This window comes from Peribacillus sp. QJM3NY_7 (assembly GCF_056173225.1).
In genome coordinates this window covers 674,307-688,796 of sequence record NZ_CM149663.1, presented here as the reverse complement: position 1 = coordinate 688,796, position 14,490 = coordinate 674,307, and the positions used below count along the sequence as shown (strand labels likewise).

The window sequence follows — 14,490 nt, the reverse complement described above, 5'->3', positions numbered from 1 at the left end:
AGAAAAACACCTCAATTCTTTTCCATTCAACTTAACTTATGCATATCGTCCAATTGTTTGATGAGTACTGATAGTTCCTTTATGGTGGATTGTTCGAACATCACCTTGATTGGTAATCTCACTCCCAGGTTATTCTTCACCATTTGAATAAATTGCATCGCTAAAAGGGAATTCCCACCTAAGTCAAAGAAGTTGGAATCTGTATCTATTGTCTCTTGTTCTAAAATTTCTTTCCAAAATCCGATAAGTTTTTCCTCAATTAACCTTTCCTTCACCGCAATTGTTGTCTCCATATATTTCCCCTCATTTCACTTTCGATTTTTCCAGCATTTCACTTAAGATTTGATTAAATATAGAAAGTACGGATGACCTTAACTTTGGATTGACCGCTGCCTCATTAAATTTAATTTGAACACTTGAACCAGGGATGATGATGATGACGATTGGATAATGGGTCGTTTCCCGTCCTTCTTTCAAACTCACATTGATTTCATCATTATTAGCTAGTTTCATCGGATAGTTTTCAAAAGCATATAATGATTCAAATAGTTGGTTTTCCAAATTAGCCCACCCATAAATCTCTGATAAAGGTGTATTCTCATAGGCACTTAATTCCAAAAATTCATTTTGAACCTCATCCAGTATTTCCATGTAGGTCTTTTCGTGGCTGATATGCTTGATGAACGGCACAGTGTTGATAAATGGACCAACCATTGCCTCAATATTTTGGATAGGAATATTCCTGCCGGATGTCACTACGCCGCAGCATACATTTTCCGTACCTTTTACTTCTTTCAAAGTAGCTAGCCAAACGGTTAGAAAGAAAGTATTCATGGTAATCTTGTATTCCTGACAGAATCGTTGAATGGAATCACTTAATTCCTCATCCAATACTTTCAAATAGCTATTCTCAATGTACCCTTCGCCTTCTTGCACTCCCATTAAACTGGATCCGGAATTTCGAGCACCTTCCAACTTTCCTGCCCAATAGTCCCGCAGTTCCTTATTACTTGTATAATCTTTCATATATTCAACATACTTTTTAAATGAAGGACTCACGGATGATGTTGGTGTTATTGAATGATAAGCAGCAAAAATGTCATTAATCACCATCGAGTAACTCCAGCCATCCATAATAATATGATGGAATGTCCATATTAATTGGTATTGATTTTCCGCAAGCTTAACGATCATGAAGCGATTCAGCTTATTATTCTCGATATCTATGATCTTATATTGATCTGCTAACAGCTTTTCCAACTTCTCTTGATGATCGATCATTTCTTCATATTCAATCTCGGTATCCATGGAACTCATTAACAGTTGGTAGAATACCCCTTTTCTGCTTGAATACAATTTGGTTTTAAAAATGTCATGTTTCCCTGCAGTTGTCACAATGGCATTGATTAATTTTTCTACGTCCAGAAAACCTTTAATATCAAAAATGAGCTGCACTTTATACTGGCTGCTTTCACTATCAAACAAGCTATGGTACAACATCCCTTTTTGCAAAGCCGTCAATTCATAAATATCAATAATGCCTGTTTCATTGTGCAATAGCTGGTTAAGTTCCTCTTCGGGCATATCCACCAATGGAAAGTCTTCCGGACGGTACATCTGTTTTCCCCTTGTTTCTTCTTCCAATGTCCGTAACAATTCCTGCATATTGAGTTGCATATATTGCTCAAAATCTTCTCTTACGAAATGTCTGTTATAGTTTATTTTTATGGTTTGCTCCTCATTCACTACAAGCAATTCGATATCGACTTCATGTTCGGTATAGGAATTATGTTGAATATCTTGTTCACTAAAAAAGGTGACCTCTTTTGCAGCCCATTCATTGTTTTGGTGAAATCTACCTAGATTATTGAAACTGATGATCGGCTTATTTTGTTTCATATGTGTCTCGTTGCATAATTCGGTTATGATCCCATACTCAATCCCTTTATTAGGCAGGGTCCTCAACTTTTTCTTTGTACCTTGAATCGTGTTCGAAATCGATTCTTTATTTTCTATATAAACCGGGCACATGGTCGTAAACCAGCCTACTGTCCTGGACAGATCGACACCTGCAAATAACTCTTCGCGGCCATGTCCCTCCAAAGTAAAATGAATATCTTTTTTATTGAAATATTTCCCGATTAGCGCTGCGAAAATGGATAAGTATATTTCATCGATAGATGCTTTATACGTTTTTGTCATATCATTATAGATTTTGCTTGTAATCTCTTTATTCAGCTTCATTTCAAATGATTTTCCATCGTAAACATTTCCTGTTTTGACCAGGGCGTTTTCATATACCGTTTCATGTTCATTCAGCCAGTACTCTTTAATGCCTAAAGGAATGCGATTTTTATATTCATTGAGGTTATTCGCCCATTCCTTATATGATGTCGTTTTATTATCCAGTTTTAGTTCCTGATTGTTTATATCTTGAAAATATAGCCGGTCAAAATCTTCGATCAAGATTCTCCAGGAAACCCCATCAACAAGTAAATGATGAATGATCCAAATGATTACATGCTCGTTTTGCCCAGTATTGATGCATACTATTTTCATTAGTGGTCCGTTTGAAATGTTGATGCCCTGTTGTGCACCAATCCCGAGTCTAGCTATTTCCCGTCCCTGCTGGTCCTTATTCAGGTTTGGTAGATTCACGTAATTCAAAGTCCAATTTTCAGACGGGCCGATATGCTTTTCCACCTGCGAAAATGATTCTTCTCTATCGAACCGTGATCTGAGCCCATCATGATGTCTGACGATATGGGCCATGATTCTTTGCAGCCGTTTCTCATTCAATTGCGGGTAGCCCTTTAACGTTACAGATTGATTCCAATGATTAAAATTATTTATTTGTTGAGTAAAAAACCAACTTTGAATAGGTGTAAATGGTGCCTTTCCAAAAACATCAGACTGATTTATCGTTACATCGCCCGTCAATTCCACAACCTTTGCCAGCTCTTCGATACTTTGTTTTTCAAAGATGTTTTTTGATGTGATGAGAAGATTTTCTTTCTTGGCAAGTGAACAAATTTGAATGCTTAGGATGGAATCTCCTCCACATTCGAAAAAGTTATCAAAGATGGTTATTTCCTGATTATTCAGTACCTCTTTCCATATCTTTAACAATTTTTGTTCCGTTCCATTCATGACACTTTTACTGTTAGTTCCTTCCGGGTTCATTTTTGTATCCGGCAAGCTCTTCGCATCCACTTTGCCGTTAACGGTTAGCGGAAAAGACTCCATTTTAATGAAATAAGAAGGAATCATATAATGGGGAAGATGATTCTTCATATAATCCCGGATATAATTTTCTTCAAGGTCATTGTCGGAGATATAATAGGCTATGATGAATTTCTTCGATTTAGATTCATCTTTTATCGCTATAAAGCAATCCTTTATACCAGGGCATTTATTTAGAACTGCACTGACCTCCCCAAGTTCGATACGATATCCGCGTATTTTCACTTGGTCATCAGCCCTGCCTGCAAAAAGTAGATTTCCATCCTCGGCATACTTAACCAAATCTCCAGTTTTATATAGTTTCCTTGAGGGATTGAACGGATTTTGAATGAAGCTTTCATCGTTTTTCCCCGGATTATTTATATATCCCCTTGCAATGCCTTTCCCGCCGATATACAGCTCGCCTATTTGACCTTTAGGAACAGGCTTCATCCTGGAATTGAACACGTATGCTTCTGCATTTAAGATTGGCTTTCCGATCGGAATCACTGTATCATCACTTGGAAGTACCTTATATGCTGTTGCAACGACAGTGCCCTCCGTTGGACCATAATTATTATATAAATCAAAGCTCAAACGATCGGGTATCGTTTTTAAACGATCTCCCCCTGTCAAAATAGCTCTGATTGATTCTGGAAATTTCATATCGTTAATAAATAATTGCTCGAGCAGCCCCGTTGAAAAAAACGCGAGTGTGACCTTCTCCTTTTCCATCTTCTCCGAAAGGATCTCTACATCCAATAAATCATAGTAATCCAGTATCAGGAGTTTATTCCCATTCGTCAGATAAGGGAATATCTCCCAAACGGAAGCATCAAAAGATGTATTCGAAACCAGTACTGCTGCATCCTTTCCATCTACTGAATAATAATTGATATGCCAATTACAAAGGTTGGCCAACCCTCCATGTTCAATCATGACCCCTTTAGGTTTTCCCGTTGTTCCTGAAGTGTAGATGATATAGGCCAGATCACTTTCCGATATCTTTGTTGAATCGAATACTGTGCATTCAATTTCTGGTTCTTTTAGTATGTTTTCGATACATAAAAGTTTTCCTTCATCACCGTGATACTTTGGAAGTCCTTCTTCATTGCTTAAACAATATGTGATTTGAGAATCCTCAATCATATGTTTCAACCGTGACACTGGCTGTGAAGGGTCCAAAGGCACATATGCCGCCCCAACTTTCATAATGGCTAAAATGGCCGTAACCATATTGATCGATCGATCCATAAAAATCCCAATTCTATCCTCTACACCTACATGATTTAGGAATAAGCGTTGTGCCACCTGATTTGCCCGGACATTTAATTCGCTATACGTCACTTGATCATCACCATGGACAATGGCAACATCATTGAAATTTGTACTCACTTTATTCTCAAACCTGGTTATTACATCTGCAAAACGATGATCTTCCACTTCTTGAGTTACATTGCCTGTCCCCATTTCGATTAATGATCGCAACTGTGCAGGCTCTAAGTAGGTAATGTCCTTTATCCGCTTGCTTTCCTTGGTTGTAATCTCTAACAGCCAATGCTGAAAATTACTAGCCATTCTTTGAATCGTCGTTTTATTGAATAATGCTTTGTTATATTCAAACGAAATGAGTAATTCATCCTCATCCATTTCTTCTGCCTGAACAACCAAATCAAATTTAGCTTTAAAGGTATTGATTTTTTTCGGTTTTAACTTGAAATTCCTATATGCCAGCTTTTCTTTTTGGTTATTTTGCAGGACGAATACTGTATCGAACAATGGCGTATTTTCCATGGTTCTTTCTGCCGATAAATATTTCAAAATTTCCTTAGTAGGTAAATTTTGATGGTCAAAAACACCTGCAATATTTTTTATGTTTTTTCGCAAAATCCCTTCAAATGAATCTTCCTGGGTTACATGTAATTTAAAGGGCAAGGTGTTGACGAAATATCCTATCAATTGTTCAGTATCCACATGGTTTCTCTTCGCCAAAGGGCTGCCGACGACAACTTCCTCTTCATCAAAGTAAACTGATAAAAAGGTTTGATAGGCAGTAAGTAAACTCATGAACAAAGTCGATTTCGTTTTTTTATGAAGACTTTTAAGGTTGTCTTGAATTTCTTTAGGTAACAAAAAGCTGATAATATCGGACGTGCTTTTACCTTCTCCGGTTTTTTGATGATCATATTGTAAAAAAGACTTTTGCCGTAATGCCGTTATTTCATTACTCCAGAACTCATTATCTTTATCTGTTACATAATTTGGTGAGTTTTTTTGCCATAAAGCATAATCTCCATATTGGATTGATTGGTTATCTCTATCATTTCGGTCGCCATTCTCGATTTCCTCATAAATGGCAAACCAATCATTGATCAATAATGGAATCGACCAACCATCAAAAATAATATGGTGGATGTTACATAATAATTGAGATTCACTTTCATTCCTCTTCACTAACGTCATTGATAGCAGGGGACCATTTACTAAATCAAATTGCCGTTCCGTTTCTTCCTTCACAAAGTGATTCATTTTTTCTTCCTGCATGTCTAAAGGAAGATCCGAAACATCGAAATAATTAATATCATGATGAATCGACTCATCGAAAACCAAGATGCCCGCTCCAGCTTCTTCCCTAATGACACTTTTTAAGATTTGATGTTTATTGCTTAGCTTATCTAACGATAATTCCAGGTTTCCTTCATTCACTTCACCTGCTATTTCATACGAAAAAACGATGTTATATAATGATTTGTCTACATTGGTTTGATGAATGAACCACAAACTTTCTTGCTCATATGTTAAAGGATATGTATTTCTGGCATTGATATGGATAGGTGTATAATCTTGCTTTACCTCTTCTTTTTGACGAGCTTCTATGACTTCGGATAATTTCATAATCGTATCGTTTTCCAATAAAACGGAAGGAGCAATTTCAATATGAAATTGATTTTTAATATTGACAATCAATCTCATTATCGATAATGAGTTCATTCCACTTTCAAGTAGCGACTGATTATTTTTTATAACCCCATTGCCTATGATGCTAACCACTAATTCCCTTACTTTTTCACTTATTGTTTCATCTGCTGGATTCTTGAATTTCGGTGTAGTTTCACGGTCTTTTATTATGAATTTTGGTAATAAAGATTTATCCAGTTTTCCATTTACAGTTAGGGGGATGTTGTCTACCTTGATAAAAAAGCTTGGTATCATATACGCTGGCAATGAGCTTTTTACACTTTCCCTCAAATAATCAGCAGCTAATTCTTCATCAGCAACATAGTATAAAAATAAATGCATATCATCATTAAACGCTTTATCCATCGTAACAACTGCGTTCTTGATGTTTTGCAATTCATTATACGCGCTCTCAATTTCCCCTAATTCAATCCTGAAACCTCTTAGCTGCACTTGCTCATCATTCCTGGAGATATATTGCAGATCACCATCATCCAACAGTTTCACTATATCCCCTGACTTATAGTAGCGGACATTATCGATATCCGTAAATTTCATCTCATTCATCATCGGGTTTTTATAGTAGCCAAGCGATACACCTTTTCCTGAAACGTATAACTCGCCCTCTTCATCTCCAGTTACTTCTTCTCCATTTTGATTCATCACTTTGAACCCAAGATGAGGCAGGACTTTTCCGATATTGGTCATTCCTTTTTCAACATCACCCTTAGCGATTTCTTTGTAGGTTACATGAACGGTGGTTTCAGTTATTCCATACATATTTATTAGCTTTGGCAGCCTGCCATTTCCGGGTGAAAACCACTGCGCCAATTTCTTGAAGTTTAATGCTTCCCCTCCAAAAATAATGTATTTTAAACTTAATTCATTTTGACGATTTATGAGCTCACCACTCACTTCGAAGAAAGCGCTTGGCGTACAATTAAAAACGGTTGTTTGTGTATTTATCAATAATTCAACAAAGGATATTGGATTTCTGCTTTCTTCAAATGAAACCACAACAACTTCTCCGCCATATATCCAAGCCCCCCACATCTCCCATACGGAGAAATCAAATGCGTAGGAATGGAAAAATGTCCATTTATCTTTATTAGTAAACTCGAACAAATCGTCGCAGCCATAAAACAAGTTCATGACGTTTTCATGTGAAACACAAACTCCTTTAGGCTTTCCTGTTGAGCCCGATGTAAAAATGATATAGGCTGGATCTTCTGGTTCAATTAAAGTATGTACATTCTCACCTGTCATACCTTTTGATTTATCCATCACTTCATCAATGGATACATAATTACAACCAATGTCGCTAATCCTGCTTTTATCCCCAATTAATAACTTCAATTCTGAATTCTTGATTATATGCTTTACTCTTTCATCAGGACTTTTAGGGTCGATAGGTACATAAGTAACACCCGATTTAAGCAGGGCTATGATCAAAAATAAAACCTGCTCGGATTTTTCAATATAGATTCCGACATTGTCTCCTTTATTTATCCCTTTGTCCTTTATGTACATTGCCATTTTATTTGCCAAGATATTCGTTTCTTTATATGTAAATTGCATATCCTTATTTCTTACTGCAATATTGTCTCCATATTGCCTGACACTTTCTTCAAATAAATTCGCTAAAGAATTCATATTCATCATTTTCCCCCATTATTTTAAATATGTGCCTGATGCAACTGTCAACATATGAAAAACCAAAGAAACCAAAGCGATTACAATCGTTATGACCCATGCATTTCTTCTCTTAATGAGCGCCAATTTTTCCAGACTATAGCTGAATAGAATTAAACTGACAATGTAAAACAACTCAAACTCAGCCATGAATGTGTGAAGGATGGAGCTTTTATCATGCACCAGTAAGGATAAACTAGTGAATGTCGTTTCCTTGCTCTTAACCAATAATGCGATGATCGCATTAACTCCGGATCCAATCACGATGCATACCCCTGCATTTATGACAGCTTGGCAAACCCCTTTTATATTTACCGGTCTTTCTTTTAAAACTAAAAATAATAGGCACACAATTAATATTTGAATGATGAATGTAACCAATAATCCAAGAGCTCCCATTACAATTGTGTTAATGGCAAAACTAAGGGCTCCGATCTCTGAAATGGACATGCCATTTAATACGTTCATCCCTTTTTGATCTGCAGAATATAACAAAAGCGTCGTTTCGATACCTGCTATTAAACTAAGTATCAATAACGAAATGATTAACTTGTGAACTCTATCCTCTTTTTTAAAAAGATATTGTACTAATTTGTTTTTGTTTTTTAATTCAGCATTTGCTGCCATTTTTAATTCCATTGGTATTCCCCCTCAATTATTTTCGTAGAATTTATCGGAAAGGTAACACTTCTTATTTCATCATTCACGAGTACAACCGTTGATTTATATTGGGTGAAATTTTTATAGAAAAGTGAGATGTTATCATGATCCATGTCAACCTTGGAAATTTCATAGATTTCAAGTGGAGAGGTCAATCCTGTTTTTAGTATCTTTGATAGACTTTCTTTTGCACTAAAGAAAACTTCTTTACTTAAAACACCATCGCTTTCCTTGATCATTTTTTTCTCGGATTCCGTTAAGTAGGTTTCTAAAAATTCAGAATCGGATTTCGTTTTAGTCTCAATATCGATTCCCATTGGATGCAGTTGATCAAAAAGCAATATTCCGAATGTTTTATCCGTATGTGTGATGGATATACCTATGTTCATTAAAAAGAACAAGCTTGTAACAATGACCGGCTGTCCAAAGACTCCTTTCAACAGGGATACATTCTTTATTTCATCCAAACCAATACCAAAAAAATCCATAATTGCTTTTTTTCCAAAGTACAAACTTTTCTTTGCTTCAATGGATCTTTTGGGACCATTTTGCAAATTTAAATAATTCCATTCTTTTTCGTTAAAAATATCATCAATATAGTCCAAATTGACTGAATCCGCTTCATAATACTTGATATAAGATTTATAAATTTTTTCCTTATTCATAAAGTATTCAATCATTTATAATTTCCCCCCCCTCTTTTTTCTAGAAATCCCGTATTTTTTCTCCATTTTTTTCCTCTAAAATTTCTTTTTTTAAACAATTATTTCATTTTCTGGGTTAAATATTACCTATTATCATTATCGATAACACTTTATCACAACAATTTTGCCGAGTCCATTAAAAATTTGTAAATTATCTACATTACATAATAACTTTACCATTTTTCATTATTTTTCTACTTTAGTAGTATTTTCATAGGACTTATCGTGTTAAATTTAGAATGAAAAAATCAACTTGAAATTTTCTAATTAAAAAAGCCATATTTTATTTTTCACTATAATTTGTGAAAAATAAAATATGGCTTTAATACTGTTCAATCATTTTGGTTGTTTAATGAAAATGTGCATGGCCTTTTTTAATATCTCATTCTCTTCTTGTAGATCTTTAATTATTTTATCCTTTTCCTCTTTCATACTGAGCCCTGAAAAACCATTACTGGAGTCCGCCGAGCCAACTTCATTTGTTTCTTTATAGATATTGATCCAATTTCTTAATGTAGGTATGGATATATTAAGTTCTTCGGCCAATTCTCTAGGCTTTCTGCCTTCTTCCAATACTAATCGCGCAGCATAAATTTTAAAATCTTTATCATGGTGCTTCCCCATAATAAGACACTCCTTTTTTAAATTTATTTAGTGCCGATTTTCTGTACTTCCTTTATCAAACGAAAATGTTTTTCTAATATAAAGACTTTCATAAATTTAATTTCAATCTATTAATCAATATGGAATTGATCGCTATTGCGATCACTAAAATCATTAGCGCTCCAATCAGGGGTTGGACACTGAACCAAACCAAGCCAAAATGAATCGCTGTTACCAAGATCAATAATGGCAATCCATAAAGCAGGCTTATTAATACATTGGGGTTGGATTTAATTGCAGCAGATGGGTTCTCCCATTCAATACTAGGATTTTTCATATCATATAATGGTGTTAGAAGATTATAGCAAACCACTAAACAAGAAGTGATTAATAACATGACTGCATTTTCCATTTCCCAATAGCCAAATAGGGCAAATATCAAAAAGCTGATCACCACGGCTATAATACTGATGATTGATGAAAATATCACTTTAGAAAAATAAACATATTTTTCATCAAACGGTACGCTTTTCAGTAAATAATGGTATTTACCTTCTCTTGAATATGGGGTTCCGCTTATATTATTTATACAACATAAGAAAAGGACCGAATAGGAAAAGTATTTATCGAAGACTCCCTCTTTCGTTATATTCAAATTATTCGGGAATACTTCATTCTGAATCAGCAATAACATGACAAGTGAAAAGATCGGAGGCAAAAGAAGACCTAAAGCGATTTGCATCTTAAAATATGCTTCAGACTTAATGATCCATATCTCTCTTTGTAAATAGTTACTCCATTGATTTTTTGATATATTAACCTTTGAGTTTTTCATATTCGTTTTGTTGTTTCCCAATATCCCATTTTTAAAGTAATGAACAGAAATGTTCTCTATAATCATTGAATACAAAAGGAAACCTATTACCATTATCGAAATATAAATAATGAAAAATTGAACGGTTATTTCATTTGATACAAAAGCATCCAATATCCATTTGATCACTGGAATCATATTTGCGGTTTCAAATATATGTCTCATCAACAATTCCAACGAGTTTTTTAGCCCTTCAAAAGAATTCAAATCTATTTCCGAGATGACCTTTGAAATGGCAACTGATGATTTTCCTGCAAAATATACAATGGAAATAATCATAAGCGTTAGGATGATAGCAATGTTAACCATTAAGTATGCTACTTTACTTTTGAATCTATAATAATGCCTATTCATGCACGATAGGATAAAAAGCAGGAACAAGGCCGTTAAACCATTGACAATTGGTAAAAACGTGATTAATTTAATCGCTTCGATAAACTTTAGATCGACTATCAAGAAGCCTAATGTTGGCACTTGGATCATCATTGATAAGATGATCGGGATCCATAAGCTACTTAACACTTTGGCCCTTGATATTTCCTTATAGGTGAGTGGCAGAGGTGCCAATACTTTAAATTCATCATAAGAAAATATTTGTGATGTGGACAAATAGCAAACCAACGCAAAGACCAGAATGCTGGAAATCGTTAAATTATAAAACAGGAAGACCTGGGTATCTCCAAGAAAATAAACAAAGGCGTTAACGACAGTCAGCTGCAAAAACATATAAAAAACGGCTATTATCAGGACAGCCTGCAACATTGTCTGCTTGGGCATTTTATAGAAGGAAGAAACGAAAAATCTAGTTAACTGAAGTTTTTCCTTCATATACCTGAGCCTCCATAAAGGTAGATTCTAATGAACTTTCACCTATTATATTTTGTATCTCATCATGCAGGATGATTTTTCCCTCTTTTAAAATAGCCACTGTATTACAAATTTTCTCTGCCACATCCAGCAGATGCGTCGAGAAAAACACTGTACCGCCCATTTCAACATATTGTTTGATTAACCCCTTAAAAACTAAAACAGCGTTTGGATCTAATCCGTTCAATGGTTCATCCATAATGATGATCGGGGGATTAATGGTAAAAGCCGCTATCAGGGATATCTTATGCATCATTCCATAAGAATAACTTCCCATTGGCTTTTTAATGGACTCCTGCATCCCAAACCGATTGATATATTTCCCCAACCGTTCTTTATCATCATTTCCATATAGGTTCATCAAGAAACGAATCCAATCAAATCCCGAAACATTGTTAAACACATTGATAGTATCAGGAATGAAGAAAAATTGTTTTTTATATTCTATGCCGTCTTCTTTGGTCAGGCCATTTATTTCAACCTTTCCATTTTCTGAATCTAAAATGCCTGTAATGATGTTCAGCGTCGTGGTTTTCCCTGCACCATTTGCTCCTATAAAACCTAAGGTTTCCCCTTTTTTGATTTCTAGATTTACACCATTCAAAATCTTCTTGGCCGAGTAGCTTTTCTCCAAATCTGTGATGCTTAACAAAGTTATCATCCTCCCATCACTTCATGATTAACACATTTCCATCCTCAACTTATTCATTATTGAATTTCTTTTTAGAAATCCATATGTTCGTTATCAATATCGTTACTGCCGTCCATCCAAGTGCAGCTAATGCACCCCAAACCGCTTGTGAATTGACTGTGCCTAAAATCAGTACTTCCATGGCATGCTTACTCATGCTTGCCGGATTCACATTGTCTATTACCGGACTTAATCCAACTATGATTCTGCAGCCGAGGAGAAATACTATCGAAATTAATGCAATGATACCCTGGCTATTAAAAATGGTACTGATCATCGTCGTGAATGAAACGATGAATAGGATCCACAGCAGATAGAACAGTAAAGCCACTATTAAATCCCCAAAATCAACACTCGTAAACAAAAAAACTACATAAAGATATGAAACCAAATATCCCGATGCCACACTGCAGGCAACAAACAGGTAATTGGAAATGATTTTCCCGCTTATATAAGATCCAACCGTCACAGGCCTTGTAAGTATGAAAGCAAGCATCCCATTTGCTTTATCGGATTGAACGACTCCCATCATGGAAACGATGATGATCATGACCCCTAACTGATCAAATTGAGACCCTAAAGTACTGGCAAGAACTTCGCCGCCTTTTTGGGCAGCCATGCTTGGATCAATGGTGATCCCTTGGCCCCCGCCCAGTGCCTCTAATATTGAAGGTAAATAATAGCTTACAACTGGTTGAGTTATTCCTAAAAATATAAATACGAGCGGCAGCCAAATCACTTTAAATTCACGTACCATCTGAATAAATTCCTTTTTAGCTAAAACGGCAAAGTTATTCATTTTTCCACCACCAATTTTAAGAATATCTCTTCCAATGTATCGTTATCTATTTCGAACCTGACAAGATCAACATTATGCTCCAAAGCATTCGCCAGTAACATATTCTTGTTTGACTCAATATCTTCCACTTCTATCTTCAATTTGTTCCCCATTACCTCTACACCTTTGACGAAATTCAAGCTTTTAACGTTTTCAATCCATTTTTGACTTTTAGAGGTTATGTCGACATTGATTTTATTTCCGCTATTCCTGTTCAATAATTCTGACATCGTTGTGTCCTCAATTTTTTTACCGCTTTTTATAATGACAAACCTCTCACATATTTCTTCTGCATCGCTTAATATATGCGTCGATAATAAAATTGTCGTATCTTTCTTTATCTCTTTTATGATATTCAACACTTCTCTCCGGCCGATGGGATCTAATGCCGAAACCGGTTCATCCATGACAATCAATGCCGGTTTATGTAACAGCGCCTGTGCAATACCAAGCCTTTGTTTCATTCCGCCCGAAAAAGTCCGCACCTTTGAATTCTCTTCCCCGCTCAACCCAACTTTCGACAATATCTCTGGGATGCCGTTTAATAATTCTTCCCTCTTGATACCCGAAAGCTGCCCCATGAAAGTAAGGGTTTCTTTGGCTGTCATCCATTGAAAGAAGTTAGGGTATTGTGGTAAGTAGCCTATTTCCTTTTTCATTTTTGAAATTTTCTTACCATCAAGCAATACTTCTCCCGTACTTGGATCTATAATATCTGCAATCACTTTTATCAGTGTCGATTTACCAGCCCCATTTGGCCCAATCAATCCAACACATTCCCCTGATTGCAATTCCATTGAAAAATTATCGACCGCTGTTTTTTCTTTGAATTTTTTTGTAACATTTTTAATTTCTAATTTCATATTCTTTCACTGTCCTTTCTACCGATAACGAAGTACAGAATTGGACCGATAGTATTTGCAAAAATAATGATGAGTGTCCACAATAAAACATTTTTCCTCGTCTTTCGATTTCTGTATAAATCAATTAATGCTATAAGCACTAAAATCATTCCAATTGCAATTACCGGTAAAATGATCGGCAGAATAGACATGAAATCAATATCTTTCAATTCGTTCCATCCATAATGCAATTCCATATATACCACTCCTTTGGTAACGAAATATTATTATCATTATCGATAATGATAACATCTAATTTGGAATTTTGCACCTATTTTTTCTTAACAAAATATTGTTTTAGTTTTTATTGTTATTTATAATGATAATATTATCATAATGAATAATAATAAAAATATAGCGATATTTATTAATTTTCATTAAATGTAGACATTTTTTTAAAAATTAAAATAATTAAAAAATACTTATTATTTACTTAGAAAAAATATTTCGGTACTATTATTTTTCGAACCGTGTCATTT

10 protein-coding genes are annotated in these 14,490 nt (G+C 35.2%); all 10 read right to left on the bottom strand.

Annotated features, from left to right (window positions below):
* Nucleotides 1–26 precede the first annotated feature (26 nt).
* Nucleotides 27–293: a phosphopantetheine-binding protein gene (locus tag AC0VX1_RS03285; RefSeq protein WP_053533736.1), complete on the bottom strand. Its 267-nt coding sequence runs from the start codon at nt 291–293 to the stop codon at nt 27–29.
* Between the two features lie 10 nt (nt 294–303).
* Nucleotides 304–7,839, bottom strand: coding sequence for an amino acid adenylation domain-containing protein (locus tag AC0VX1_RS03280; protein ID WP_475469862.1), 7,536 nt, complete (start codon nt 7,837–7,839; stop codon nt 304–306).
* A 12-nt stretch (nt 7,840–7,851) separates the two neighbouring features.
* Nucleotides 7,852–8,511, bottom strand: a complete 660-nt coding sequence (locus AC0VX1_RS03275) for a hypothetical protein (RefSeq protein ID WP_475469860.1) — start codon at nt 8,509–8,511, stop codon at nt 7,852–7,854.
* The gene (locus AC0VX1_RS03270) at nt 8,502–9,212 is read right to left on the bottom strand and encodes a 4'-phosphopantetheinyl transferase family protein (RefSeq protein WP_475469859.1); all 711 of its coding nucleotides are present in this window, start codon (nt 9,210–9,212) and stop codon (nt 8,502–8,504) included. The genes AC0VX1_RS03275 and AC0VX1_RS03270 overlap by 10 nt, the downstream gene beginning before the upstream one ends.
* A 360-nt stretch (nt 9,213–9,572) precedes the next feature.
* Entirely contained in the window at nt 9,573–9,860 is a 288-nt protein-coding gene (locus AC0VX1_RS03265; RefSeq protein ID WP_034305533.1) for a transposase, read from the bottom strand.
* A gap of 88 nt (nt 9,861–9,948) precedes the next feature.
* Nucleotides 9,949–11,541: a hypothetical protein gene (locus AC0VX1_RS03260; RefSeq protein WP_475469857.1), complete on the bottom strand. Its 1,593-nt coding sequence runs from the start codon at nt 11,539–11,541 to the stop codon at nt 9,949–9,951.
* Nucleotides 11,516–12,232 carry an ABC transporter ATP-binding protein gene (locus AC0VX1_RS03255; protein WP_170946889.1) on the bottom strand — a complete coding sequence of 239 codons (717 nt, stop codon included), beginning with the start codon at nt 12,230–12,232 and terminating at the stop codon, nt 11,516–11,518. The genes AC0VX1_RS03260 and AC0VX1_RS03255 overlap by 26 nt, the downstream gene beginning before the upstream one ends.
* A 49-nt stretch (nt 12,233–12,281) precedes the next feature.
* Nucleotides 12,282–13,070, bottom strand: a complete 789-nt coding sequence (locus tag AC0VX1_RS03250; protein WP_475469855.1) for an ABC transporter permease — start codon at nt 13,068–13,070, stop codon at nt 12,282–12,284.
* Complete coding sequence (locus AC0VX1_RS03245) at nt 13,067–13,972, bottom strand: ABC transporter ATP-binding protein (RefSeq protein WP_475469853.1); 906 nt, start codon at nt 13,970–13,972, stop codon at nt 13,067–13,069. The genes AC0VX1_RS03250 and AC0VX1_RS03245 overlap by 4 nt, the downstream gene beginning before the upstream one ends.
* On the bottom strand, nt 13,969–14,208 hold the full coding sequence (locus AC0VX1_RS03240; protein ID WP_034305547.1) for a PLD nuclease N-terminal domain-containing protein: 240 nt from the start codon (nt 14,206–14,208) through the stop codon (nt 13,969–13,971). Before AC0VX1_RS03240 ends, AC0VX1_RS03245 begins: the two co-directional genes overlap by 4 nt.
* Nucleotides 14,209–14,490 lie beyond the last annotated feature (282 nt).

What these genes read in the sequence shown, in the direction of transcription:
- AC0VX1_RS03285 (WP_053533736.1), bottom strand. Translation starts at nt 293, where the DNA reads ATGGAGACAACAATTGCGGTGAAGGAAAGGTTAATTGAGGAAAAACTT.
- AC0VX1_RS03280 (WP_475469862.1), bottom strand. Translation starts at nt 7,839, where the DNA reads ATGAATATGAATTCTTTAGCGAATTTATTTGAAGAAAGTGTCAGGCAA.
- AC0VX1_RS03275 (WP_475469860.1), bottom strand. Translation starts at nt 8,511, where the DNA reads ATGGAATTAAAAATGGCAGCAAATGCTGAATTAAAAAACAAAAACAAA.
- AC0VX1_RS03270 (WP_475469859.1), bottom strand. Translation starts at nt 9,212, where the DNA reads ATGATTGAATACTTTATGAATAAGGAAAAAATTTATAAATCTTATATC.
- AC0VX1_RS03265 (WP_034305533.1), bottom strand. Translation starts at nt 9,860, where the DNA reads ATGGGGAAGCACCATGATAAAGATTTTAAAATTTATGCTGCGCGATTA.
- AC0VX1_RS03260 (WP_475469857.1), bottom strand. Translation starts at nt 11,541, where the DNA reads ATGAAGGAAAAACTTCAGTTAACTAGATTTTTCGTTTCTTCCTTCTAT.
- AC0VX1_RS03250 (WP_475469855.1), bottom strand. Translation starts at nt 13,070, where the DNA reads ATGAATAACTTTGCCGTTTTAGCTAAAAAGGAATTTATTCAGATGGTA.
- AC0VX1_RS03245 (WP_475469853.1), bottom strand. Translation starts at nt 13,972, where the DNA reads ATGAAATTAGAAATTAAAAATGTTACAAAAAAATTCAAAGAAAAAACA.
- AC0VX1_RS03240 (WP_034305547.1), bottom strand. Translation starts at nt 14,208, where the DNA reads ATGGAATTGCATTATGGATGGAACGAATTGAAAGATATTGATTTCATG.